The 24,060-nt window shown below is 41.6% G+C and carries 24 protein-coding genes and 1 other RNA gene; 22 read left to right on the plus strand and 3 right to left on the minus strand.

What is annotated here, in order from left to right; all coding sequences use genetic code 11:
• Nucleotides 1–39 precede the first annotated feature (39 nt).
• From whiA to ACOZ9X_RS01750, 5 genes are all read left to right on the plus strand, one after another.
• The gene (gene whiA, locus ACOZ9X_RS01730) at nt 40–981 is read left to right on the plus strand and encodes a DNA-binding protein WhiA (RefSeq protein ID WP_423416770.1); all 942 of its coding nucleotides are present in this window, start codon (nt 40–42) and stop codon (nt 979–981) included.
• Between the two features lie 39 nt (nt 982–1,020).
• Entirely contained in the window at nt 1,021–1,278 is a 258-nt protein-coding gene (locus tag ACOZ9X_RS01735) for an HPr family phosphocarrier protein (RefSeq protein WP_423416771.1), read from the plus strand.
• Between the two features lie 139 nt (nt 1,279–1,417).
• Nucleotides 1,418–1,717, plus strand: coding sequence for a hypothetical protein (locus ACOZ9X_RS01740; protein ID WP_423416772.1), 300 nt, complete (start codon nt 1,418–1,420; stop codon nt 1,715–1,717).
• Between the two features lie 276 nt (nt 1,718–1,993).
• Nucleotides 1,994–3,526: an anthranilate synthase component I gene (gene trpE, locus ACOZ9X_RS01745; RefSeq protein WP_423416773.1), complete on the plus strand. Its 1,533-nt coding sequence runs from the start codon at nt 1,994–1,996 to the stop codon at nt 3,524–3,526.
• 140 nt (nt 3,527–3,666) lie between these two features.
• Complete coding sequence (locus tag ACOZ9X_RS01750) at nt 3,667–4,644, plus strand: zinc-binding dehydrogenase (protein WP_423416774.1); 978 nt, start codon at nt 3,667–3,669, stop codon at nt 4,642–4,644.
• Between the two features lie 53 nt (nt 4,645–4,697).
• Here the strand turns inward: ACOZ9X_RS01750 and clpP are convergent, their stop codons facing one another.
• Together clpP and yvfG are read right to left on the minus strand one after the other, a co-directional pair.
• The gene (gene clpP, locus ACOZ9X_RS01755; protein ID WP_137791692.1) at nt 4,698–5,300 is read right to left on the minus strand and encodes an ATP-dependent Clp endopeptidase proteolytic subunit ClpP; all 603 of its coding nucleotides are present in this window, start codon (nt 5,298–5,300) and stop codon (nt 4,698–4,700) included.
• 218 nt (nt 5,301–5,518) lie between these two features.
• Nucleotides 5,519–5,734, minus strand: a complete 216-nt coding sequence (yvfG, locus tag ACOZ9X_RS01760; protein ID WP_066245683.1) for a protein YvfG — start codon at nt 5,732–5,734, stop codon at nt 5,519–5,521.
• Between the two features lie 334 nt (nt 5,735–6,068).
• Here yvfG and cspD point away from each other — a divergent pair, with 334 nt between their 5' ends.
• The 9 genes from cspD to eno all read left to right on the plus strand — a co-directional run bounded on the left by cspD (nt 6,069) and on the right by eno (nt 15,857).
• Nucleotides 6,069–6,269 carry a cold-shock protein CspD gene (cspD, locus tag ACOZ9X_RS01765; protein WP_066245685.1) on the plus strand — a complete coding sequence of 67 codons (201 nt, stop codon included), beginning with the start codon at nt 6,069–6,071 and terminating at the stop codon, nt 6,267–6,269.
• 216 nt (nt 6,270–6,485) lie between these two features.
• Nucleotides 6,486–7,811: an RNA polymerase factor sigma-54 gene (gene rpoN / locus ACOZ9X_RS01770; protein ID WP_423416775.1), complete on the plus strand. Its 1,326-nt coding sequence runs from the start codon at nt 6,486–6,488 to the stop codon at nt 7,809–7,811.
• Between the two features lie 211 nt (nt 7,812–8,022).
• Nucleotides 8,023–8,268: a glutaredoxin family protein gene (locus tag ACOZ9X_RS01775; protein WP_423416776.1), complete on the plus strand. Its 246-nt coding sequence runs from the start codon at nt 8,023–8,025 to the stop codon at nt 8,266–8,268.
• 282 nt (nt 8,269–8,550) lie between these two features.
• Nucleotides 8,551–9,573 carry a sugar-binding transcriptional regulator gene (locus tag ACOZ9X_RS01780; RefSeq protein WP_423416777.1) on the plus strand — a complete coding sequence of 341 codons (1,023 nt, stop codon included), beginning with the start codon at nt 8,551–8,553 and terminating at the stop codon, nt 9,571–9,573.
• Between the two features lie 79 nt (nt 9,574–9,652).
• Entirely contained in the window at nt 9,653–10,660 is a 1,008-nt protein-coding gene (gene gap, locus ACOZ9X_RS01785; protein ID WP_066397583.1) for a type I glyceraldehyde-3-phosphate dehydrogenase, read from the plus strand.
• Nucleotides 10,661–10,788: 128 nt separating this feature from the next.
• A complete protein-coding gene (locus ACOZ9X_RS01790; RefSeq protein WP_423416778.1) occupies nt 10,789–11,973 on the plus strand; it encodes a phosphoglycerate kinase in 1,185 nt (394 codons plus the stop codon).
• Nucleotides 11,974–12,182: 209 nt separating this feature from the next.
• Nucleotides 12,183–12,941, plus strand: a complete 759-nt coding sequence (gene tpiA / locus ACOZ9X_RS01795; protein ID WP_197221925.1) for a triose-phosphate isomerase — start codon at nt 12,183–12,185, stop codon at nt 12,939–12,941.
• Nucleotides 12,938–14,470, plus strand: coding sequence for a 2,3-bisphosphoglycerate-independent phosphoglycerate mutase (gene gpmI, locus ACOZ9X_RS01800; RefSeq protein ID WP_423416779.1), 1,533 nt, complete (start codon nt 12,938–12,940; stop codon nt 14,468–14,470). The genes tpiA and gpmI overlap by 4 nt, the downstream gene beginning before the upstream one ends.
• Before the next feature lie 94 nt (nt 14,471–14,564).
• Nucleotides 14,565–15,857 carry a phosphopyruvate hydratase gene (eno, locus tag ACOZ9X_RS01805; protein ID WP_137791699.1) on the plus strand — a complete coding sequence of 431 codons (1,293 nt, stop codon included), beginning with the start codon at nt 14,565–14,567 and terminating at the stop codon, nt 15,855–15,857.
• 133 nt (nt 15,858–15,990) lie between these two features.
• Here eno and ACOZ9X_RS01810 read toward each other — a convergent pair whose 3' ends face one another.
• The gene (locus tag ACOZ9X_RS01810) at nt 15,991–16,215 is read right to left on the minus strand and encodes a putative holin-like toxin (protein WP_423416780.1); all 225 of its coding nucleotides are present in this window, start codon (nt 16,213–16,215) and stop codon (nt 15,991–15,993) included.
• Nucleotides 16,216–16,612: 397 nt separating this feature from the next.
• Between ACOZ9X_RS01810 and ACOZ9X_RS01815 the strand changes: the two genes are divergently transcribed.
• The 8 genes from ACOZ9X_RS01815 (at nt 16,613) to ssrA (ending at nt 23,503) form a co-directional block, all read left to right on the plus strand.
• Nucleotides 16,613–17,314 (plus strand): FHA domain-containing protein, encoded by a 702-nt coding sequence (locus tag ACOZ9X_RS01815; RefSeq protein WP_423416781.1) that lies wholly within the window; start codon nt 16,613–16,615, stop codon nt 17,312–17,314.
• Nucleotides 17,315–17,840: 526 nt separating this feature from the next.
• Nucleotides 17,841–18,173 (plus strand): hypothetical protein, encoded by a 333-nt coding sequence (locus ACOZ9X_RS01820; protein WP_144698119.1) that lies wholly within the window; start codon nt 17,841–17,843, stop codon nt 18,171–18,173.
• 89 nt (nt 18,174–18,262) lie between these two features.
• Entirely contained in the window at nt 18,263–18,502 is a 240-nt protein-coding gene (gene secG / locus ACOZ9X_RS01825; RefSeq protein ID WP_066397553.1) for a preprotein translocase subunit SecG, read from the plus strand.
• A 143-nt stretch (nt 18,503–18,645) separates the two neighbouring features.
• Entirely contained in the window at nt 18,646–19,335 is a 690-nt protein-coding gene (locus tag ACOZ9X_RS01830; protein WP_137791703.1) for an alpha/beta fold hydrolase, read from the plus strand.
• Between the two features lie 12 nt (nt 19,336–19,347).
• Entirely contained in the window at nt 19,348–20,094 is a 747-nt protein-coding gene (locus ACOZ9X_RS01835; RefSeq protein ID WP_423416782.1) for an alpha/beta hydrolase, read from the plus strand.
• Between the two features lie 57 nt (nt 20,095–20,151).
• The gene (gene rnr, locus ACOZ9X_RS01840; protein ID WP_423418204.1) at nt 20,152–22,443 is read left to right on the plus strand and encodes a ribonuclease R; all 2,292 of its coding nucleotides are present in this window, start codon (nt 20,152–20,154) and stop codon (nt 22,441–22,443) included.
• 104 nt (nt 22,444–22,547) lie between these two features.
• Complete coding sequence (gene smpB / locus ACOZ9X_RS01845; protein ID WP_066239234.1) at nt 22,548–23,015, plus strand: SsrA-binding protein SmpB; 468 nt, start codon at nt 22,548–22,550, stop codon at nt 23,013–23,015.
• A 150-nt stretch (nt 23,016–23,165) separates the two neighbouring features.
• Nucleotides 23,166–23,503, plus strand: a transfer-messenger RNA (tmRNA) gene (gene ssrA / locus ACOZ9X_RS01850).
• Nucleotides 23,504–24,060: the final 557 nt, after the last annotated feature.

Genomic DNA, 24,060 nt, shown 5'->3' on the forward strand with positions numbered 1-24,060 from the left:
ATACGGATTGAAATGGATGGAAGAGAGGTGGTGATGCAGGTGTCTTTTGCTGCAGATACAAAAAAGGAATTAACGCAGCTCGAACTGAAAGATTGCTGTAAAAAAGCAGAGTTAGCTGCCTTAATTCGAATGAATGGTTCCATCTCTTTCAGCAACAGAAAATTGATTCTCGATATCCCGACTGAAAATGCTGCTATTGCAAGAAGAATCTATACGTTGATCAAACGTGTATATCCTTATCACGTAGAGCTGTTAGTACGAAAAAAGATGCGCTTGAAAAAGAATAATGTCTACATTGTACGTGTTTCAGAAGAATCAAGAGCATTGTTGGAAGATTTGAAGATTATTGACGGAGCTTTTACGTTTACCCGCAACATTGCAGAGGAATTTAATAAGAAAAGCTGCTGCCGCCGTGCATACATGAGAGGGGCGTTTTTAGCAGGTGGTTCTGTAAACCACCCAGAGACTAGCTATCATCTAGAGATATTCTCTATGTATGAAGAGCATACGGTTGCATTAGCTGAACTGATGAACACCTTTGCACTTAAAGCAAAAGTTTTAGAACGAAAAAAAGGTTATATTATCTATTTAAAAGATGGCGAAAAGATTTCAGAGTTCCTGACTTTAATCGGCGCTCATCATGCTGTATTGTTCTTTGAGGACATCAGAATTTTAAAAGATATGCGTAACTCAGTAAACCGACTCGTAAACTGTGAGACAGCGAACCTTAACAAAACCGTAGGTGCTGCCATGAGACAGGTCGAGAACATCAAATTCATCGACGAACAGGTAGGACTTGAAACACTACCAGATAAGCTGCGTGAGATTGCGCAACTGAGAGTCACACATCAAGAAATTACCCTTAAAGAGCTAGGTGAGATGGTATCATCCGGCCCTGTAAGTAAATCAGGTGTGAACCACCGATTACGTAAGATTGATGAGATCGCAACGAAGATTAGAAACGGTCAACCCATCCATTGATGTTTCATAGAGAGATAAGGTTAGAGGAGGTAAGGTAGAATGGTTGAAAAGAAAGTAACCGTGCAGTTGAAGAGTGGACTGCAAGCACGCCCGGCAGCATTATTCGTCCAAGAAGCAAACCGTTACACATCTGATGTATTTGTTGAGAAGGAAGGCAAGAAAGTGAACGCGAAGAGCATCATGGGGATCATGAGTTTAGCTGTAGGATCTGGCAGTGAACTTGTACTCGCTGTTGATGGCCCTGATGAGAACGAAGCTATCGAAGCCCTAGCAGCTTTTGTTTCCAAAGCAGAATAATAGGGGTCTGACCCCACACAATTACAAACCGCTATTTTGTCCATATGGAAAGGACAAAATAGCGGTTTTTAAATTTTACAGGGTTGGCCACTATCGTTCGCTCAATATACTGTATAAGAGGAAAAGGGAGGCGATTATTTTGCATCATACTAGTTTCATGCATGACTGGTCGTTTGCCGCAGGATTAACAATTGTAAATATCCTTTTGACATTATACTTGATTAAACCTCGAAGAAGTACGGCACGTTTGATTTTTTGGGTTCTGATGTTGATCTTTATATTTCTATATCCTTTAGCATTAGCAGGATTTTCGCTGCTAGGTCCAGCAAGTTCAGGACTGTTTCTGGGCCTTGCCTTTATGATTACAATCATATTCAGCTTCATCTTATTTTTTAGCGTCTGCTGGGTATGGGTAATTCGGCATTCGTTTTATCGATAAATATATCTATAGAAACGACATTAAACAGCTCACTTTAAGCTGTGATCTCTCCTTAAATGAGAGTTGACAACATGTGGGGAACCCTATATATTAATCACTAATCAGGAGAATAGTAAGAGTTGAGATGAGTGGAGAAAAGAGAGCATAGTTTGAGCTGAGTTGAGAGTATTTTAATCCTCCGATTAAACCTCTTTCTTAGTTTATTTATGATGCAAACATCAGCCTCCGCTGTAAAAAGCGAGAGGTTTTTTTATTTTTTGAAAGAGGTGGATGAATATGTTTATGCCAAATGTAGAGGAAGTCATTTCTCTATCAAAAGAAAATTTCAATGTAATTCCAATCGGTTTTACTTACCTATCTGACCATGAAACGTGCATCTCTCAGTTTGAGAGAGTTCGCCATGAAGAACATGCTTTTTTGCTTGAAAGTGTTGAAGGCGGAGAGCGATGGGCGAGGTACTCTTATATTGGAAGAAAGCCTTTCTTGGTGGTGTCATCATCAGGAAAGACAGTAGATATCAATTTACTAAATGAAAAGAAAAGTATACAAAAACAAGGTTCTCCGTTGGATATCGTGAAAGAATACGTATCACGATACAAATCTCCTAAACACTCTTCACTTCCTCCGTTCACGGGGGGTGCTGTTGGCTTTTTCGGCTATGATCTGATTCATACGTTCGAAAATGTCCCAAGACCAAAATCTCCATCTGAACAAGAACATGAAATGGAATTTTTGTTTACAGATGAAGTTATCGTATTCGATCATCTCAAACAAAAAACAACGATTGTGTGCAATCTGCACGTTTCTCCTGATGATAATGAAAAAATCTTACACGAAAAATATGAACAAGTATGCAACAGAATTCGGAGAACATATGAAGAGCTGCAACAGCCTGTAAGAACGAAAGCTGTTCCTACAGAATTTCCACTAACGGATATGAAAAAAAATAAAGTACGTTCTTCACATACAAAAGAAGAGTTTTGTTACATGGTGATGCAAGCGAAGGAGTATATCAAAACGGGAGATGTTTTTCAGGTCGTATTATCACAACGATTTGAGCAAGAAACAGAAGCAGATCCGTTCGATGTATATAGACTTCTTCGTTCGATGAATCCTTCACCGTATATGTATTATTACAAATCAAAGGGTGCTTATATCGTTGGGGCTTCTCCAGAGCTTCTTGTAAAAGTGGATGATGGATGTGTGGAGAACCGACCGATCGCGGGGACCCGACCAAGAGGTAGGACGCTTCAAGAGGATATAGCTTTTGAAGAAGATTTGCTTGCTGATGAAAAAGAACGAGCTGAGCATGTCATGCTTGTGGATCTCGGCAGAAACGATGTAGGAAGAGTGAGCGAATACGGAACCGTAGAACTAGATTCATATATGGAGATCGAGCGTTATTCACATGTTATGCACATGGTGTCACATGTGAAAGGTAAATTGCAAAAAGATAAAGACTTCTTCGATGCGCTCAGGTCTTGTATGCCGGCCGGGACCGTTTCAGGTGCGCCAAAAGTCAGAGCGATGCAGATCATTTCTGAACTCGAACAACAATCGCGTGGCGTGTATGGTGGTGCAATCGGGTATTTAGGATTTAACGGACAGATGGATTCTTGCATCGCGATTCGGACGATCTTGTTTCAGGATGGAAAAGCCTACGTCCAAGCAGGTGCAGGCGTCGTTGCGGATTCGGTTCCAGAGCGAGAGTACGAAGAGACCGTCAACAAAGCGAAAGCCATGCTGAAAGCAATCGAGGGGGGGACAGACCCCAGACAAATACAAACCCGCGTTTTGTCTATTCGGTGAAGACACTAGCGTCCTGTATAAGCAATCCACCGTGACTGGAGCCAACCTCCTCTGAGCAGATTGCTATTATCTAATGTTGAAAATGGATATACTGTCCCTTATATTCTTTTTAATGACCAACTTATAAGGGGCGAGTATAGATGAAAGCTTTAATGCTTGAAGATAAAAACATGTGGCGTGAAATGAAGGTTCAAGAAACTGAAAAACCTTCACCAGGACCCGGTGAAGTATTAATTCGTATCAAAGCTGCAGGACTTAATCCTGTAGACTACAAGACGGCTACAAACGGTAATCCAGCCTGGAATTATCCTCACATTCTTGGTGTTGACGCAGCTGGGATTGTTGAAAAAGCAGGTGAAGGCGCAGCTGAATTCAAGCAGGGAGACCGTGTGTTCTTTCATGGAAATTTCATGAAAAACGGGGGTTTTGCTGAGTATGCTGTGACATCGGCTCATTCTTTGGCTAGAATTCCAGATGAGCTATCATTTGAAGAAGCAGCGGCTCTTCCTTGTGCAGGGATGACAGCATACCAAGCGCTGATCCGTAAGATGAACCTTCAAAAAGGTGAGACGATTTTGATTCATGGTGGAGCTGGTGGTGTCGGCGGATTTGCTATCCAGTTAGCTAAACAGATCGGAGCTACTATCCTCACAACATGTTCTCCTGAAAATGAGGAGTACGTAAAAAGCCTTGGGGCAGATCACGTGATTTTTTACAAAACTGAAGACGTTCATGCACGTGTTATGGAACTTACAGACGAAGTTGGAGTCGATGCTGTTCTTGACACGGTTAGCCGTGAGAATGCTACGGAATCTTTAAAAAGCATCGCTTTTAATGGCCGTATTGCTTTTATCGCAGGAAACCCAGATTATTCGGCTGTAAAACCTTTTAGTCAGGCACTTTCTTTTCATGAGATCGCGTTAGGTGCTGCTCATTTCTCGAATTCAATAAAAGCTCTAAAAGATTTAGCGATAATGAACGAGGAATTAGCAAAGCTGGTGGTTGACGAAAAGATTTCGGCTATGATTTCTGAGAAGATCTCCCTTGAAGAAGTACCAGCTGGACTTGTGAAACTTTCTGAACGACATGTTAAAGGGAAAATTGTTGCTGTTTTATAAACCACAAAAAAACTGGACTGCAAATTCTGCAGTCCAGTTTTAATATTACCTTACTATTTTTTAATATCTGTACTATCTACAGATGTGATCAGTTTATCAACCAATCCGTATTTAACCGCATCTTCTGCAAGCAAGAAGTTATCACGGTCTGTATCGCGCTCGATGACTTCAAGCGGTTGACCTGTTTTTTCAGAAAGGATCTTGTTCAGCTGTTCGCGCATCTGGATGATACGACGAGCGTGAATTTCGATATCACTTGCTTGACCACGTGTTCCTCCAAGAGGTTGGTGAATCATAACTTCAGAGTTTGGAAGCACGTAACGTTTTCCTTTTTCCCCTGCTGCAAGTAAGAAGGCACCCATAGATGCTGCCATACCGATACAGATCGTGGAAACGTGTGGCTTGATGAAGTTCATCGTGTCATAGATCGCCATACCAGCTGTGATCGAACCACCTGGGCTGTTTATGTATAACGAGATGTCTTTATCAGGATCTTCAGCCGCTAAGAATAGAAGTTGTGCTACGATTGAGTTTGAAACATTATCGTCGATCGCACTACCAAGCATGATAATACGGTCTTTTAATAGACGGGAGTATATATCGTAAGCGCGCTCCCCACGGTTCGTTTGTTCAATTACTGTTGGAATTAAGTTCATGGAAATCCTCCTTCTCCTTTTTCAAGTTAAACTGTACTGTCATCATACAAAAAAGGTCAAACAAGGTCAAACAATATGCTGTATGTAACTCATTTCGCCAGCAATGCTCAATATCCTTCTTACACCTTATGTATGGGCTATCATCATAATGCCCGCTAGAAGCAGGATTTTAAACCTCTAGATTAGAAAACAATACCCTTATTACAGAATTATAAGCGCTAGTTTTCGTTTTTAATTTCAATATAAGCGGTTTCCAGGTTGCGTATGCGACGGACGATCTCACTGTTTTTGTTAAGATTATCGTTGATCAGCGTGCCGACGATCGAACGATAGTACGCATTCATCGCATGTGTTTTCGTAAAAACATCTTTGTTGCGCTCTATGTATTGCTGAAAATTCTCTTTAAAATAAGGGACTGAAAATGCTTCGCTCATTTGGTGTTCCTCCTTCATTCGTAAAACCATTCATGAAAGGTTCATGTTCTTTATCTATCATAGCCTATCAAATGTGTATACAAAAGTATTATAAAATTTCTATCCCTTGTTTTGACAATTGGATTTCAGCATGTTATAGTTAATTCAACCATTTACGTTGTGAATATCTTTTGGATTTAAAGCGGTCGTACTTTTTGAATAAGAAGTGGAACACTTAAAATCCACTTCAGAATTATTCAGAGGAGTGCGCATTTTTTTATGCCTTTTTATTTACATAGTAAGTCGGTTAAAAGAGTTAAAACGCTTACATAGCGTTTGTAAGGAGGAAACACCCATGCAAAATGGTAAAGTAAAATGGTTCAACGCTGAGAAAGGTTTCGGCTTCATCGAAGTTGAAGGCGGAAACGACGTATTCGTTCACTTTTCTGCGATTCAATCAGAAGGCTTCAAGTCTCTTGAAGAAGGACAAGAAGTATCTTTCGAAATCGTTGATGGCGAGCGTGGACCGCAAGCTGCTAACGTAACAAAACTTTAATAGTAAAGTTTAAAATGCCACACTGCCTTCGGGCGGTGCTGGCATTTTTTTGTAGGTTGAGAAGCCGTGGTTCCCATGGTGAGGTTTAAGAACGTCTTGTCTTTCTCACAAATACATATTCGAGGGATTTGTATTTGTGTGGGGTCAGACCCCAAATTTTGTAGGATGTACAGCGCTTACATCTGTAGTATGATGAAGGAATAGGGGGGATCTAGAATGGAAATGGGTTTGTTTCAACAACAGAGCATGAACCTTGTCATGACAACTGAATTGCGTCAGGCCATCGCCATTTTACAAGTTCCCAGTTATGAACTGACGTCATATCTTCAAGAGCAGGCGTTGGAAAACCCGCTCATTGAAATTGCAGAACCAAAGGGCATGTTCACAACATTAAAGAAGAACGTACGAAAAAATGGGATCAATGGTAGATCGAGTGATCATCAGCCACTCGAACATCTAATCATAGAAAAAGAAACTCTTTTTGATTATCTATATAAGCAATCGATCCTTCTACCGATTCAAGAGCAGGATCAAAAACTTTTTCAATACTTGCTGTTAAGTGTAGACGAGAGCGGTTACCTTACCGTCTCTGCTGAGGAAACCGCAAAACGGTTTTACACAACAGTTGAAAAGTGTGAGGAATTGATCGCGCTTCTTCAAACGTTGGAACCTGTTGGAATTGGAGCGCGTGATCTGAGGGAATGTCTGTTGCTTCAGCTGCAAGACCAGCATCTTGACCACACTTTAAGCTACATAATTGTAGATCAGTATCTCGATCAGCTTGCAGAGCGTAAGATGAAATGGCTTGCCACTCAACTTAATGTAACGCCTCAAGAAATAGAGGAGGCAGCTGATTTACTTCAAACCCTTGATCCGCGACCTGGGGCAGCGTATGCTCCAGCTAGCGATCAGGCGTATTTATATCCAGACGTCTCAGTAACGGAAGAGAACGGAGAATTTCACATCGCGATTAACGAGCAGTATTCACCCATTTTAAAGCTGAATGAAAGCTACGGCACTCTTATAAACGGAAGAAACGCAACATCCAAGTTTTTAGATGCTTCGTTCCAAAAGTTTAATTGGTTGAAAAAGGCGCTTGATCAAAGAAAAGAAACGTTGCTTAACATAACAAAAGAAATCGTCAGAGTACAAGAGAAGTATTTTCTTACATTCAACCGATCGGATTTGATACCACTCACCTTAAAAGAAGTGGCGGACGAAATCGGCGTACACGAATCGACGGTAAGTCGAGCTGTGAAAAACAAAGTGCTTCAAACATCAAAAGGCGCGGTTGAACTTAAATCGTTTTTTACTGCTAAGATCTTTACACAAGATGGAGGAAGCGTTTCTGCAACTTCCGCTAAATCGGAGATAAAAAAACTAATAGAGAATGAAGATAAATCTAAACCTTTATCCGACCAGATGCTCGCCTCTCTTTTAGAAAAGAACAGTGGACTTACGATATCCCGAAGAACGGTTGCGAAATACCGAGAAGAATTAAACATTCCATCTTCTTCAAAACGGAAACGATATACCTCTTAAACTAAGGTCTTTTCTTCACGGAAAAGTCCTTTTTATTTGGCGCTATGGTACACGAGGGAGTTCACTTCGGTAGAATAAAGTTGTTGACGCAGAAGTTTGTAACAACCTTGACGCTAACCGCCACGTGGAAAGCGAGCAACCTGGAGCGGAAATTAACAGCTTGCAAATACAATACGAAAACCCCCTAATAAAAAGAGAAGGAGCACTAAAAATGGGTGAAAAAAAAGTCATTCTCTATACGAAAACGCATTGTCCACTTTGTGATGAGGCACATAAACTATTACAGAAGCTGCAACAGGAGATCTCGTTTGCCATAGAGTCGATCGACATCTATCAAGACGATCTCCTTCTTGAAAAATACGGCTTGATGATTCCTGTTATTGAAGTCGAAGGGAAAGAAGTCGACTATGGAATTTTATCTGAAAGTAAAGTGAAGAAAGCGCTTACTAATTTTTAATAAGTAAAAGTTGTTGAAATGTAGGGAGACTATTTGATAATATAAACTTGCCAGAGAGAAATCCGACACTTTTATGACAAAAAGTGAAGACTGGCACGTTTTAAAAGATCACTTTCAGGGTAATCTACAATAGGTAATATTGGGACTTGGGTTAAACCAAGTTATTTTCTTAAGCTAATGGGACAAAAAATGACTAACCGGGACATAATAAGTCCATCTGGTTTATCATTAAACTTACTCAAAAGCTTAATCGTTCATCTCATTGGATCAGGAGAATGTGCAATGAAAAAACTTATAGAGATACAGAAGAAGTTGCTGCCAGATCTTCTAGAAACGATGCGAAAGCGATACAACGTATTAAATGTTGTGAGAATCCATGAACCTATTGGAAGAAGAAGTTTAGCATCAACCTTGAACCTGACAGAACGCGTACTGCGATCAGAAGTTTCGTTTTTAAAAGATCAAGGACTTCTAAACATCCAGACTGCTGGCATGTCACTAACAACAGAGGGGCATGATGTTTTAGTAGAGCTATCTGAGATGATGAAAGAATTGTCTGGTTTGCATGTTTTAGAATCGAAACTTAAGGATATGTTAAATCTGTCAGAAGTCATCGTAGTACCGGGTGACAGTGATCAAGATGTTTGGGTAAAAAATGATATGGGTAAAGCAGCAGCAGACCGATTGAAGCGTCAGCTGTCAGCAAAGAACATCATTGCTGTAACGGGTGGAACAACACTTGCTTCAGTAGCAGAGATGATGACACCTATACAAAAGGGACAACAATTATTGTTCGTTCCTGCCCGAGGCGGACTTGGTGAAAAAGTTGAGAACCAAGCGAACACTATTTGTTCCACGATGGCTCAAAAAGCAAACGGGGAATACAGGCTGCTTCATCTGCCAGATCAGCTGAGCAAAGAAACGTATTTTTCATTGATGGCTGAGCCTGGAGTTAAAGAAGTCATGGAGCTCATACACTCCGCTGGTATAGTGCTTCACGGGATTGGCGATGCTAAAACAATGGCAGTACGTCGAAACTCTAACCCATCGGTTCTTCAAAAGCTGGAAGAAGAAAAAGCTGTTGCAGAAGCATTCGGCTATTACTTCGATCAGCAGGGTGAAGTAGTTCACCGCGTACGCACGATTGGCTTGCAGCTAGATGAGCTGCAGAATAGTGATTTCATCATGGCGGTAGCAGGCGGGTCTTCTAAATCCGATGCGATCGCAGCATTCATGAAACACGGTCCAAAAAAGGTTTTAATCACGGACGAAGGAGCTGCCCGGCAACTATTGGGTAATTCATAGTTCATTTCCATTCGTTATTAAGGGGATTTCCCTTTATATAAAAAATAAATTCTCTCTTAAATCAAGGAGGTCATTTTACATGGCAACGAAAATTGGTATTAATGGTTTCGGTCGTATCGGCCGTAATGTATTCCGCGCAGCATTCAACAACCCTGAGGTAGAAGTTGTAGCTGTAAACGACTTAACAGATGCTGACACTCTTGCTTTCCTATTAAAGCATGACACAGTACACGGCAAGTTCGCTGGTTCTGTTGAAGTTAAGGAAAATGCACTTATTGTAGATGGCAAAGAAATTAAAGTTTTAGCTGAGCGCGATCCAGCACAACTTGGCTGGGGAGACCTTGGTGTAGAAGTTGTTGTTGAATCAACTGGGCGTTTCACAAAGCGTGCAGACGCTGCTAAACACTTAGAAGCTGGCGCTAAAAAAGTAATCATTTCTGCTCCTGCTTCTGATGAGGATATCACTGTAGTTCTTGGTGTTAACGAAGACAAGTACGATGCAGCTAGCCATGATGTTATCTCTAACGCATCTTGTACGACTAACTGTCTTGCACCATTCGCGAAAGTTCTTCACGAAAAATTCGGCGTGAAGCGCGGTATGATGACAACTGTTCACTCATACACAAACGATCAGCAAATTCTTGATCTTCCACATAAAGATCTTCGTCGTGCTCGTGCGGCAGCTGAGAACATCATTCCAACATCAACTGGTGCTGCTAAAGCAGTTTCTCTAGTGCTTCCTGAACTTAAAGGTAAGCTAAACGGTATGGCAATGCGTGTTCCAACTCCAAACGTATCTCTTGTTGACTTAGTTGTTGAACTTGACAAAGAAGTTACTGTTGACGAAGTAAACGCAGCACTTAAAGCTGAAGCTGAAGGTAACCTTAAAGGAATCCTTGGCTACTCTGAAGAGCCGCTTGTATCTACTGACTACAATGGCGACACTCACTCTTCTACAATCGATGCTCTTTCTACGATGGTTATGGAAGGAAACATGGTTAAAGTTGTATCTTGGTACGATAACGAAACTGGATACTCAAGCCGCGTTGTAGATTTAATTGACTATATCGCTAAAAAAGGACTTTAATAAATAAAGAAGAACAATAAGGAGGGGGAGAAGTCGTTTCAAACAGGCTTCTACTCCTCTTTCCCATGTAAAACCTGGGGATTGTCATTTCTTTAATCTTTTTACTAGTCAGGAGGCTGCATGTACTTATGAACAAAAAAAGTGTTCGTGACATCGATCTAAAAGGCAAAGTCGTATTTTGCCGTGTTGATTTTAACGTACCTATGAAAGATGGAAACATTACGGATGAAACGCGTATTAACGCGGCTCTTCCTACCATCAAATACTTAACAGAGCAAGGTGCTAAAGTTCTTTTAGCAAGTCACTTAGGACGTCCAAAAGGACAAGTTGTTGAAGAACTTCGTCTAACTCCAGTAGCAGAACGCTTAAGCGAGCTTCTTGGAAAAGAAGTTGTAAAAACGGATGAAGCTTATGGAGAAGAAGTTGAAAAAGCAGTGGCTAACCTAGAAGAAGGCGGCGTGATCTTACTTGAGAACGTTCGTTTTTACCCAGGAGAAGAGAAGAACGACCCAGAATTAGCACAAAAGTTTGCAGCACTCGCTGATGTGTACGTAAACGATGCTTTTGGAGCAGCTCACAGAGCACATGCTTCAACAGAAGGGATCGCGAAACATCTTCCTGCTGTTTCCGGTTTGTTGATGGAAAAGGAACTTGAAGTGCTAGGAAAAGCTCTATCAAATCCTGATCGTCCTTTCACTGCTATCATTGGTGGTGCAAAAGTTAAGGATAAGATTGACGTAATCGACAATCTGTTAGACAAAGTAGACAACCTGATCATCGGTGGTGGTTTAGGGTATACATTCATTAAGGCGCTTGGCCATGATGTAGGTAAGTCTCTTTTAGAAGAAGATAAGATTGAAACGGCTCGCGGTTTCATGGAAAAAGCAAAAGAAAAAGGCGTAAACTTCCTGATTGCTGAGGATGTTTTAGTAGCCGACGACTTCTCGAAAGATGCTAACACGAAAGTAGTAGCGATCGATTCTATCCCATCTGACTGGGAAGGACTTGATATCGGAACAAAAACGATCGAAAAGTACGTAAAGGTTATTAAAGAATCGAAGCTTGTAATATGGAACGGACCGATGGGTGTATTTGAGATCGACGCATTCGCAAACGGTACTCGTTCAGTAGCAAACGCACTTGCAGAAGCAACTGACACGTACAGCGTTATCGGTGGTGGAGATTCAGCTGCAGCTGTTGAGAAATTTGGTCTTGCTGATAAAATGAGCCACATCTCAACAGGCGGCGGTGCTTCCCTTGAGTTCATGGAAGGTAAAGAGCTTCCAGGCGTAGTAGCTTTAAACGACAAGTAAGCTTTTGTGAGCGGTTGATTTCCGCTCCAGGTGCTTCGCTTTCCGCGGGGCAGGCGGTGAGCCACTTGCCGCTTTGCGCCACTAAGTGTCTCACCTAACCGCTTGTCCCGCAGGAGTCTCGCACCTTGCGCTTCAATCAACTTGTCAATGATGTTTGAGAATGAACTTTAGCTCTACCCTAAAAGAAACACTTTTAAGAGGTGAAAAGAATGCGTAAACCTATTATTGCAGGTAACTGGAAAATGAATAAGACATTAACAGAAGCACGCAGTTTTGTAGAAGAAGTGAAAGGTCTTGTGCCTTCAGCTGAAACTGTAGACTCTGTAATCTGTGCTCCTGCTTTGTTCCTTGACAGCTTAGCAGACGAGTCAGAAGGTACACCACTTGCCATTGGTGCACAAAACATGCACTTTGAAGAGAGTGGTGCGTTCACAGGTGAAATCAGCCCTGTTATGCTAAAAGATCTAAACGTTCAATATGTTATTCTTGGACATTCTGAACGTCGTGAACTTTTTGGTGAAACAGATGAGCTTGTTAACCAAAAGACACATGCTGCATTCAAGCATGGTCTGACTCCAATCGTTTGTGTGGGTGAAACGCTTGAACAGCGTGAAGCTGACAAGACGAAGGATGTTGTTAAAGAGCAGACTGAAAAAGGTTTATCTGGTCTAACAGATGAGCAGATGAAACAAACCGTGATCGCATACGAGCCAGTTTGGGCGATCGGAACAGGCAAAACAGCTTCTTCTGAAGATGCGAACGAAGTATGTGCTTACATCCGTAGTGTTGTAGCCGATCAATTCTCTCAAGATGTTGCAGATGCTGTTCGTATTCAATACGGCGGCAGTGTTAAGCCTGATAACATTAAAGAATTAATGGGTATGTCTGATATTGATGGCGCTTTGGTTGGCGGAGCTAGCCTTGAGCCAAAATCTTACCTTCAGCTTCTGGAGGGCGTTAGCCGATGAGTAAAAAACCAGTAGCTTTAATCATCTTAGACGGTTTTGCTTGCCGTAATGAAGACAAAGGTAATGCTGTTGCACAAGCGAAAAAGCCCAACTTTGACCGCTACTGGGAAACGTATCCGCACGCTCAACTAACAGCTAGTGGGGAAGCCGTTGGACTTCCTGAAGGTCAAATGGGTAACTCTGAAGTAGGTCACTTAAACATTGGTGCAGGACGTATCGTCTACCAAAGTTTGACGCGCGTGAATCTATCGATCAAAGAGGGCGATTTTTACGAAAATCAAACGTTTATGGATGCGATGGATCATGTGAAAAAGACCGGCAAAGCCCTTCATATCTTTGGATTGCTTTCTGATGGTGGTATTCACAGCCACATCGAACACATTCTTTCACTATTAGAACTAGCTAAAAAGCAGAACGTGGAAAAGGTATATCTGCACGGATTCTTGGACGGGCGTGATGTACCACCGCAATCAGCTAAAGGCTATATTCAAAGAACAGTGGATAAGATGAATGAACTCGGTGTTGGTGAGATCGCAACACTTTCTGGCCGTTACTATTCCATGGACCGTGATAAGCGTTGGGACCGAGTTGAAAAATCGTACCGCGCTATGGTTTATGGTGAAGGACCAGATTATAAAGATCCGTTTGAAGTTGTTGAAGATTCATACAGCAATGGTGTTCATGATGAATTCGTTCTTCCTTCTGTATTGAAACAAGAGAACGGAGAACCTGTTGCGACCGTTCAAGATGGAGATGCAGTCATCTTCTGTAACTTCCGTCCTGACCGTGCGATTCAAATCTCACAAGTGTTTACGAACGAAGATTTCCGTGGGTTCGATCGCGGAGAAGCGTTCCCGAAAAGCCTTCACTTCGTATGTTTAACACACTTCAGTGAAACGGTTGATGGGGATGTAGCATTCAAACCTACAAATCTAGACAACACGTTGGGTGAAGTTTTATCACAACAAAACTTTAAGCAACTTCGTATTGCCGAAACTGAAAAATACCCACATGTAACGTTTTTCTTCAGCGGAGGACGTGAAGCAGAGTTTCCTGGTGAAACGCGTATCTTAATCGACTCGCCTAAAGTGGCAACGTACGACTTAAAGCCTGAAATGAGTGCTTATGAAGTTACCGATGCGCTTGTTGGAGAGATTGAAGCAGATAAGCACGATGCGATCATCTTAAACTTTGCCAACCCTGACATGGTAGGTCACTCAGGCATGCTTGAGCCTACGATCAAAGCGGTTGAAACAGTTGATGAGTGTTTAGGAAGAGTGGTCGATGCGATCCTTGCAAAAGGTGGAGCAGCGATCATTACAGCTGACCATGGTAATGCTGATGAAGTAATTACGATGGAAGGCAATCCGATGACAGCTCACACGACAAATCCTGTACCGGTAATTGTGACACAAGAAGGAATAGAACTACGTCAAGACGGAATCTTGGCCGATCTTGCACCAACGGTTTTAAAACTTCTAGGTGGAGAACAACCGAAAGAAATGACAGGTACATCGTTAATCAAATAAGTTTCTTTTACGGAATATGTACAGAGACTCTTGTACATCATGCCAGAAATGCCTTATTCTCAAATTACATTTTCTTTTAAAAGGAGAGACAATTATGTCAGCTATTATTGAAATTTACGCTCGCGAAGTTCTAGATTCTCGCGGTAACCCAACAGTTGAAGTAGAAGTTTACACAGAATCAGGTGCTTTTGGACGCGCAATCGTTCCATCTGGTGCTTCTACAGGTGAATACGAAGCAGTTGAGCTTCGTGATGGTGACAAAGAGCGTTACCTTGGAAAAGGTGTTATGAACGCGGTTAACAACGTAAACGAAAACATCGCTCCAGAACTTATCGGCTTTGATGTACTAGACCAAGTTGGAATCGACCAAACGTTGATCGAGCTTGATGGTACTGAAAATAAAGGTAAACTAGGCGCTAACGCAATCCTTGGTGTTTCTATGGCTGTTGCACATGCTGCTGCTGATTTCTTAAACGTACCTCTTTACATGTACCTTGGAGGATTCAACTCTAAAACTCTTCCAGTTCCAATGATGAACATCTTAAACGGTGGAGAGCATGCGGATAACAACGTAGACATTCAAGAATTCATGGTTATGCCTGTTGGTGCTGAGAGCTTCCCTGAAGCACTTCGCATGGGTACTGAAATTTTCCACAGCTTAAAAGCAGTTCTTAAAGAAAAAGGATTGAACACAGCTGTAGGTGACGAAGGTGGATTCGCTCCAAACCTTGGTTCAAATGAAGAAGCTCTTCAAACAATTATGGAAGCGATCGAAAAAGCTGGTTACAAGCCAGGTGAAGAAGTTCGCCTTGCAATGGACGTTGCTGCTTCTGAATTGTTCAACAAAGAAGACGGAAAATACCACCTATCAGGAGAAGGTGTTGTTAAAACTTCTGAAGAGATGGTTGCTTTCTACGAAGATCTTGCTAACAAATATCCGATCGTTTCAATCGAAGACGGTCTTGACGAGAACGACTGGGATGGCTTCAAGCTATTAACAGAGCGTATCGGTGACCGCGTACAGCTTGTTGGTGACGACTTGTTCGTAACAAACACTACTAAGCTTTCTGAAGGTATCGAAAAAGGAATTGGTAACTCAATCCTTATCAAAGTTAACCAAATCGGTACGTTGACTGAAACGTTCGACGCGATCGAAATGGCTAAACGTGCTGGTTACACAGCAGTAATCTCTCACCGTTCAGGTGAATCTGAAGACAGCACGATCGCTGACATCGCTGTAGCGACAAACGCTGGACAAATCAAAACAGGTGCTCCTTCTCGTACTGACCGTGTTGCGAAGTACAACCAACTTCTTCGCATCGAAGACGAGCTAGGCAACCTAGCTGTATACCCAGGAATGAACGCATTCTACAACCTTAAAAAATAATTGGGGTCTGACCCCACACAAAGACAAACTCGCCATTTTGTCTTTGTGAAAAAGACAAGCCCCCGGATTAAGCACTATAAGCGCTGATCCGGGGGCTGTCTTCATTTAAGAGGGGTTAAGCCAACTCTGCTGCTTATCGAGAGCGATTGTTAGAATGAAGGATAGTAACAATGAGCATTGAGAAACTGATCATGAGCGACATCGTTTCAAAAACAGTCATTTTTGATCCCTCCAATCGTGTTACCCTTAAGATTCGTAAAAGCAGGGTTGTCCTATACCTAAAAAGAGAAAGATAGGTAATAAGGCTTGTCTTTTTTGCTTGATGGATTTCAGAATAAAATACATATAGTGTTTTCATGAGGGTTGTGAGCGATTCGAAAGTCTTATGAGCGATTCCAGAATTTTGTGAGCGATTCGAAAGTTTTATGAGCGATTCCAGGAATTTGTGAGCGATTCGAGAGTTTTATGAGCGATTCTAGGAATTTGTGAGCGATTCCAGAGTCTTATGAGCGATTCCAGGAATTTATGAGCGATTCGAAAGTTTTATGAGCGATTTAAGAACTTCACGCACCCTTCTCAGAATCTCAATGTCACTCATTAGAGTCATTCACGAGCGTTCCAAGTTCTAAATTAACTAAATATCTACCACATCTCTTACCGAATTTCTCACAAAACCTCATAATCCTTCTATTTTTAACGAAAATCATTTAAAATGCTTATAACAAGTACTTGCTTGATGTACGGGGGAATTTTTGATGAATGATAGTTTATACATACGTATAGAAGCTGGGGATCCTTATGACACGGGGAGTCTCATGCCATTGAAACCTGAGGGAGAAGCACTTGTCTTCGGCCGTTCTTCTCAAACAAACGAAACAGATGTGTCATTTATTAGTCCATACGTTTCTCGAAAGCATGCTGAGATTTACATGCAAGACGGGGAATCTTTTATTCGAGATCTAGATTCAAAGCACGGAACGGCGCTCAATAATCACCTACTCGAGCCACATATGCCAAAACAGCTGCAATCTGGAGATGTGATCAGCTTGGCAAAGGGAGTTATCCTTTTAACCTATCTGAACACTGAAGCGGATCAATCGGACCTTACGATGGAGTTCACTTCACCTATCGAACCTGCAGAATCACAGATTACAAGTGGGTTGCATATCATTCCTGAACGCCGCCAAATCTCGATTGATGGTGAGCCCTTATTTCTGTCAGGAAAACACACCGACCTTCTAGTATTTTTGTATCGTAAAAAGAATCAGGCGGTCAGCAGTGACGAAATAAAGATTCAAATATGGCCAGAGAGAATGGTTGCTGGTTCGAACGACATACCTGACGTTGGAAACGATGAGATCAATGCTCTTGTCTACCGACTTAGAAAGAAGCTTGGTCCATACGGAGATTCGATCGTTACCGTTCCTCGTTATGGATACATGCTGCAAATTAATTAAATAGGAATACTCCCTTTAGTCTGTTAGAACACAATCGTTCTGATAGGCTTTTTAATTTCTAAAAAACCCCTTCAAATTATCAGAAACTTATCATTTTCGTATGAGGAAAGAGTCATGATAAATCCATTTTAGACTAGACAAAAAGAGAGTAAATTAAATAAAAGGAAAAAACTCCTTTTTAACGTAGTTGTTTCTTTGAAATAGGTGTGGTGAAGAAGTAATGAGGGTAGAGGAAACTAGACGGGATCGAAGAGGAAGATCATATCGATTTCGATTAATCCGGGCATTTATCATTTTATTATTTACGATTCTATATATACGAACCTATGACCTGCAGATTACAAATGGGGAGAAAGCTCGTTTGAAATCTAAGACCTATGAAGATGTTGTAATCAAAAAATCCATTTTCAATGATAACTACTACTCGTCAAAAAAAGACACATCACTAGAAACAGACATAAAACTCAACAAGTAACAGTAAAATGAAAATGGGGGATGTCCCCATTATTACGAAGAGGGGATGTTTATGATGCAACCACTTAAACAAGAATCTTCGGATGGTGCAGAAAACAAACTGGAAAAATTGAATCCGATCAGCTTTATTGGAAAAGTAAAAGAAACCAATGGCCAAGTATTTACCATCTCTCATAAAAAAACATTGATGAAAGTAAAACTGGATGCTAAGACAGAGTTGCTCGATGGAGACAAGACGCTTGATATTGCGCCAGACGAAGCCGTTCAGCCAGGAGCTACCGTTCAAGTAGTAGGAATGTTAAACAAAAGACTGAATGTCATTAGAGCGGTTCGCCTCTATATTTTTCATAAAGAATTTGATATCAACTATTCAGGAACAAATTAATGAAGGTTCTGAAAAAAGCTTTGCCTCGTCCCTTCAAGTTATGGTACATTTAGGGTAATGTAACGTGGAACGGTGGAGGTGTAACATACATGCTAACAGCAGCAAAAATCCTTCTTATTTTAGTATCAGTCGCATTAATCGTTGTCGTTGTTCTTCAATCAGGTCGTTCGGCAGGATTATCAGGTGCGATTACAGGTGGAGCTGAACAGCTTTTTGGTAAACAAAAAGCACGTGGAATCGACGCATTGCTAAGTAAGTTAACGATCATTCTTGCAGTGTTGTTCTTCATTCTAACGATTTCAGTAGCATACTTTATTCCGATGAATTAAAGAACAGTCAAAAACAACAAGCGGTGAATGCCGCTTGTTGTTTTTTTAGTCTGTAGAAACGCCGCATAACCTTTATAAGAGTGGTTGTGATATGATTTGATACGAGGATAAAAGGGTAACCTATAGACAAAAAAGGTGGTAGCATGATTGGGTGTCTTTGTTTGCATGGGTTCACAGGTGGACCTTATGAGATCGAGCCAATTACAGAATATCTTGAGAAGCATACAGATTGGTTGTTATCTGTGCCCACTTATCCTGGTCACGGAACTGAGCTCTCATTAAGAGGTAGAACACATACAGAATGGCTTCAAGAAGCTGAGAGTGCCTATTTGGAGCTACGAGAAAAAGTTGAACAGATCTATATTGTCGGCTTTTCGATGGGTGGGATGATCGCGGGATATCTCGCTTCAAAGTACGGGTGCGACAAATTAATTCTTTTGAACGCAAGTGCCTACTATCTTAACCCCGCACAGATGATTAAAGATATTGCCAATATGATGGTCTCTGGTCTGAACGGTCAATTAAGAGATCATGAATTATATAAAAGGTATCGAAAAAAGTTCCTTGATACACCTTTCAGTGCAACGAGAGAGTTTCAGAAGCTTGTAAGGATGATCAAACCTGAATTCTCACAAGTCTCGGCACCAACTCTAATCGTTCAAGGAGAATGTGATGGCCTTGTTCCGAGAAGAAGTGCAGAATATCTGTACAAAGCAATAGCAGCATCTAACAAACGTCTTTGTTATTTTAAAGAATCAAAGCACATGATCTGTCATGATGTAGAGAAAGAAGAATTAATACAAGAAGTATATCAATTTTTAACGAATGAATAGGAGAGGTACAACATGAAAATCGCAGCACCAAAACCGTTTTTCTTTGAAGGTGGAAAGCGGGCAGTCTTAATGCTTCATGGGTTCACGGGCAGTTCAGCCGATGTACGAATGATGGGGAGATTTCTGCAGAAGAAGGGCTATACATGTCATGCCCCTCAGTATAAAGGACATGCCGTTCCTCCTGAAGAATTAGTACACACAGGGCCCAAAGACTGGTGGGAAGATGTGATTGGCGGCTACAATCATCTAAAAGAAAAAGGATACGACGAGATTGCTGTTTGCGGTCTTTCGTTAGGTGGCGTATTCTCTTTAAAACTTGCTACTGAACATCCCGTGAAAGCTGTTATTCCGATGTGCGCACCCATGTCTATCAAGAGTGAAGAAGTGATGTATAAAGGGGTTTGTGCGTACGCTGAAGAATATAAAAAGCGTGAACAGAAATCAGCAGAACAGATTCAAGAAGAGATGGAAGAATTCAAAAAAACACCGATGAATACGTTAAAAGCTCTTCAAGATCTTATTCAAAGTGTAAGAAATTCAGTAGATCTCGTATACGCACCTACGTTTGTTGTGCAGGCTAGAAATGATGAAATGATAAACACGAATTCTGCAAATATTATTTATGATGAAGTAGAAAGTGAAACGAAAGATTTAAAGTGGTATGAAAATTCATCACACGTTATAACATTGGACAAGGAAAAAGAACAGCTGCATGAAGATGTTTATGCTTTCTTAGAAGACCTCGATTGGTCAGAATAGAACCTTTTTTCCTTAAAAGGAGGTCAGTTTTTGGATAAACTGCAAATACTCCAGCTCATGAAAGAATCGGAAAAACCGATGACAGTAACAGAGATTGAAGAAGCTCTTCAACTTCCTGACGCTGAAGCTTTCAAGAAACTGGTTTTAACACTTAATGAATTAGAAGATGAAGGATCTGTCGTTCGAACACGTACAAACCGTTATGGATTACCTGAAAAGATGAGCCTGATCAAAGGACGCGTTCAGGGACACGCAAAAGGTTTTGCGTTTCTTATCCCAGAAGACTCTGAACAAAAAGATGTGTATATCTCACAATCTGATATGAATGGTGCAATGAGTGGAGACACGGTGCTCGTGCGCTTAAACCAAACATCTTCAGGATCACGTCCTGAAGGTACGATCATTCGTATTTTGGAACGAGGCGTTACAGAGGTCGTCGGAACGTTCCAGGAGAGCCGTAAATTTGGTTTTGTTGTAGCTGATGACAAACGGATCCCGAATGACATCTTTATCCCTGCAGACGGCGTTAACGGAGCTGTAGAAGGACATAAGGTTCTTGTGAAGATCACAAAATATCCTGAGGGCAGAAACAGTGCTGAAGGAGAGATCATTCACATTATCGGACACAAGAATGATCCCGGTGTAGATATCATCTCTGTTATCTTTAAACATGGATTGCCAAGAGAGTTTCCAGTTGAAGCACTCGAGCAAGCTCATAACACACCAGATGAGATCGATCCGAAAGATATTGAAGGACGTCGCGATCTTCGAAACGAAACCATCGTTACCATCGATGGAGCAGACGCGAAAGACTTGGATGATGCGGTTCATGTGATCAAGCTGCCAAACGGTCATTATAAGCTTGGGGTACATATCGCAGATGTTACGCACTATGTAACCGAAGATTCTCCGATCGATAAAGAAGCGCAAGAGCGCGGTACGAGTGTGTACTTAGTCGACCGTGTAATTCCGATGATCCCACATCGTCTATCCAACGGGATCTGTTCATTGAACCCGAAAGTAGATCGCTTAACGATCTCTTGTGAGATGGAGATCAACCACGATGGAGAGGTCATCAAACATGAAATCTTCCCAAGTGTGATCAAAACAACAGAGCGAATGACGTATACCGATGTTCGTAAAATTTTGCAGGATGAAGACGAAGCGGTTAACAAGAAATACGAGTCACTCATCCCTTTCTTTAAGTTAATGGGAGAGCTTGCTGAAGTTCTTCGCAAGAAACGTTTTGCACGCGGTGCGATTGACTTCGATTTTTCTGAAGCGAAGGTGCTCGTAGATGAAAACAGCGACCCACAAGACGTTGTTCTTCGCGAACGATCCGTTGCAGAAAAATTGATCGAAGAATTCATGCTTTGTGCCAACGAAACCGTAGCACAGCATTTTCATGAGCTCGAGCTTCCGTTCATGTACCGAATCCATGAAGATCCTGATGAAGGTAAATTAGAGCGATTCTTAGAGTTCATCGGTATGTTCGGTTATGCGTTGAAAGGAACCGCGAGCGATATTCACCCGCGCAGCCTTCAACAGCTTTTGGAGACCGTAAAAGGCGAGCCAGAGGAAATGGTGATCTCAAAGATCATGCTTCGATCTATGAAGCAAGCGAAGTACGATCATATGTCACTTGGTCACTACGGATTGGCGACAGAATTTTATACGCATTTCACGTCACCGATTCGTCGTTATCCAGACTTAATCGTACATCGCCTCATCCGTACGTATCTGTTTAAAAAAGACACAGGACCAAAAACAGTCAGTCATTGGAAAGCAGAACTTCCTGGAATCGCAAAACATTCATCTGCGATGGAACGCCGTGCTGTTGATGCCGAACGTGAGACGGATGAACTGAAAAAATCACAGTTCATGCTCGATAAGATCGGTGAAGAGTTTGACGGAGTGATCAGTTCTGTAACGAATTTTGGATTGTTCGTTGAACTTCCAAACACGATTGAAGGTCTCGTACATGTTAGCTATCTAACAGACGACTACTACAGATTTGATGAGAAGTTCATGGCGATGATCGGTGAGCGTACAGGTAACGTATTCCGAATCGGTGATGAGATTTCCATTCGAGTTGCGAACGTAAATGTAGATGAGCGAGCGATTGATTTTGAAATCGTCGGAATGAAAGGAACACCTCGTAAACGCTTTAAAGATCGCCAAAAAGTGATTGATATTGGAGATACACCAAAACGTGGCCGAGGAAGAAGAGGTAAGAACCGCACGAGTGAATCAGAGCGTTCAAACGGCCCTCAAGATTCAAAGAAAGGGAAGAAGAAACCTTTCTATAAACCAGTAGCTAAGAAAAAAGGCAAGAAAAAGAAGAAATAATAAGCATGTTCAGTCAAGGTTCATCTACAGTGGTGAACCTTGACGTTATTTGACCATATTGCTATAATTAAACTTCACTTGCTGTGGGGAGGATTGAGTTTTACATGCCAAAAGGAGAAGGGAAAGTAGTCGCACAGAATAAGAAAGCGCGGCACGATTACCACGTCGAAGAAACATTTGAAGCAGGAATTGTCCTTCAGGGCACGGAGATCAAATCCATTCGCGCAGGCAGGGCAAATTTAAAAGATTCTTTCGCACGTGTGCAAAATGGCGAGTTGTTCCTACACAACATGCACATCAGCACATACGAGCAAGGAAACCGGTACAATCATGATCCACTTCGTACGCGCAAGCTGCTTTTACATCGCAAAGAGATTAACAAGCTGTTAGGTGCAACAAAAGAACAAGGTTATTCAATCGTTCCTTTGAAGATGTATCTGAAGAATGGGTTTGCGAAGCTATTGATCGGACTTGCAAAAGGGAAGAAGCATTACGATAAGCGTGATGATCTGAAGAAAAAGGATGCGAAGCGTGAGATCGAGCGTGCATTCCGAGATCGCCAAAAAGCTTAATTGGTTCCTTTTACAGGATGTTACAATTGAGACGATGAAGCAAAAATGTTATACTGAGTACACAAGTGAATAGAAGCGATTGAGCTTTTATCTCTCTTTCCGAGGTTCGGCAGAATTAAGTTTCTGCTTACCATTTTATAATGGGGACGTTACGGATTCGACAGGGGTAGTTTGAGCTTAAGTTGCGAGTCGAGGGGGTCGGCCTCGTTAAAACGCCACAGCCAATAACTGGCAAAACAAACAACAACTTAGCTTTAGCTGCGTAATAGCACTTTAGCTGTTCCTCCCTCCATCGCCCATGTGGTAGGGTAAGGGACTCACTCTTAGTGGGCTACGCCGGTTGTCCTCCGCCTGAGGACGATGGAAGAGAATAATCAGGCTAGCGGTCCAGGCGCCTGTCGGCTGGCAGACGGATCCGCGAAACGCGAATAAACCGACTACACTCGTAGAAGCTTAAGTGCCAATATCTTTGGACGTGGGTTCGATTAATAATTAGTCGCCTTATGTGGTAACACATAAGTGATAATTCGGCTTTATCGGTGAAACCTAACCAACGTTTATCGTTGCAAGGCAATGCCGAGCGGTATGTGGAGCAATCCAACAGCCGTGTATCGACTTATAGGCTGCCATTCTTGGTAGTACTAGGATACGAAATTCTGCTTGGACACAAGTAAATTTATATTTCGTATAATACGCCGAAGGACCTGGGATCTTCAGGTTCAAGATATAGTCAGTGCCATGACGAAAGCATGGAATAACATGTCCCACCGTCTCCACCATACATAGGTGGATAACAGATCAGCATGTGACTTTGACCATATAATTGCCGTTTTGGCAAGGTTATAGTTCAAATTACTTTTGGCCAATTTATACTTCAAAAATGAAGTAGTTTGCTTTAGATCAATTGGATAATAGAAAAAAACTAGCTGAGTTCAGAGCTAGTTTTTTTCTATTTAAGATATAAATATCCATACATACAAATAGCTTTTCAATTTAAATTAGTGGTAGTCTTTTGAAGTTGAATAATTACATTTATTGTTAGTAA

Source organism: Fictibacillus nanhaiensis, assembly GCF_049537595.1.
In the GTDB taxonomy this organism is placed as follows: Bacteria; Bacillota; Bacilli; order Bacillales; family Fictibacillaceae; genus Fictibacillus; species Fictibacillus nanhaiensis_F.

Excerpts from the sequence above, each read along its gene's own strand:
- ACOZ9X_RS01750 (WP_423416774.1), top strand. The coding sequence starts at position 3,667 with ATGAAAGCTTTAATGCTTGAAGATAAAAACATGTGGCGTGAAATGAAG.
- eno (WP_137791699.1), top strand. The coding sequence starts at position 14,565 with ATGTCAGCTATTATTGAAATTTACGCTCGCGAAGTTCTAGATTCTCGC.
- ACOZ9X_RS01780 (WP_423416777.1), top strand. The coding sequence starts at position 8,551 with ATGAAAAAACTTATAGAGATACAGAAGAAGTTGCTGCCAGATCTTCTA.
- ACOZ9X_RS01820 (WP_144698119.1), top strand. The coding sequence starts at position 17,841 with ATGATGCAACCACTTAAACAAGAATCTTCGGATGGTGCAGAAAACAAA.
- tpiA (WP_197221925.1), top strand. The coding sequence starts at position 12,183 with ATGCGTAAACCTATTATTGCAGGTAACTGGAAAATGAATAAGACATTA.
- yvfG (WP_066245683.1), bottom strand. The coding sequence starts at position 5,734 with ATGAGCGAAGCATTTTCAGTCCCTTATTTTAAAGAGAATTTTCAGCAA.
- trpE (WP_423416773.1), top strand. The coding sequence starts at position 1,994 with ATGTTTATGCCAAATGTAGAGGAAGTCATTTCTCTATCAAAAGAAAAT.
- rnr (WP_423418204.1), top strand. The coding sequence starts at position 20,152 with ATGAAAGAATCGGAAAAACCGATGACAGTAACAGAGATTGAAGAAGCT.
- gpmI (WP_423416779.1), top strand. The coding sequence starts at position 12,938 with ATGAGTAAAAAACCAGTAGCTTTAATCATCTTAGACGGTTTTGCTTGC.
- ACOZ9X_RS01735 (WP_423416771.1), top strand. The coding sequence starts at position 1,021 with ATGGTTGAAAAGAAAGTAACCGTGCAGTTGAAGAGTGGACTGCAAGCA.
- smpB (WP_066239234.1), top strand. The coding sequence starts at position 22,548 with ATGCCAAAAGGAGAAGGGAAAGTAGTCGCACAGAATAAGAAAGCGCGG.
- ACOZ9X_RS01775 (WP_423416776.1), top strand. The coding sequence starts at position 8,023 with ATGGGTGAAAAAAAAGTCATTCTCTATACGAAAACGCATTGTCCACTT.
- secG (WP_066397553.1), top strand. The coding sequence starts at position 18,263 with ATGCTAACAGCAGCAAAAATCCTTCTTATTTTAGTATCAGTCGCATTA.
- gap (WP_066397583.1), top strand. The coding sequence starts at position 9,653 with ATGGCAACGAAAATTGGTATTAATGGTTTCGGTCGTATCGGCCGTAAT.
- ACOZ9X_RS01815 (WP_423416781.1), top strand. The coding sequence starts at position 16,613 with ATGAATGATAGTTTATACATACGTATAGAAGCTGGGGATCCTTATGAC.
- ACOZ9X_RS01830 (WP_137791703.1), top strand. The coding sequence starts at position 18,646 with ATGATTGGGTGTCTTTGTTTGCATGGGTTCACAGGTGGACCTTATGAG.
- rpoN (WP_423416775.1), top strand. The coding sequence starts at position 6,486 with ATGGAAATGGGTTTGTTTCAACAACAGAGCATGAACCTTGTCATGACA.
- cspD (WP_066245685.1), top strand. The coding sequence starts at position 6,069 with ATGCAAAATGGTAAAGTAAAATGGTTCAACGCTGAGAAAGGTTTCGGC.
- ACOZ9X_RS01810 (WP_423416780.1), bottom strand. The coding sequence starts at position 16,215 with ATGAAAACACTATATGTATTTTATTCTGAAATCCATCAAGCAAAAAAG.
- ACOZ9X_RS01790 (WP_423416778.1), top strand. The coding sequence starts at position 10,789 with ATGAACAAAAAAAGTGTTCGTGACATCGATCTAAAAGGCAAAGTCGTA.
- ACOZ9X_RS01835 (WP_423416782.1), top strand. The coding sequence starts at position 19,348 with ATGAAAATCGCAGCACCAAAACCGTTTTTCTTTGAAGGTGGAAAGCGG.
- clpP (WP_137791692.1), bottom strand. The coding sequence starts at position 5,300 with ATGAACTTAATTCCAACAGTAATTGAACAAACGAACCGTGGGGAGCGC.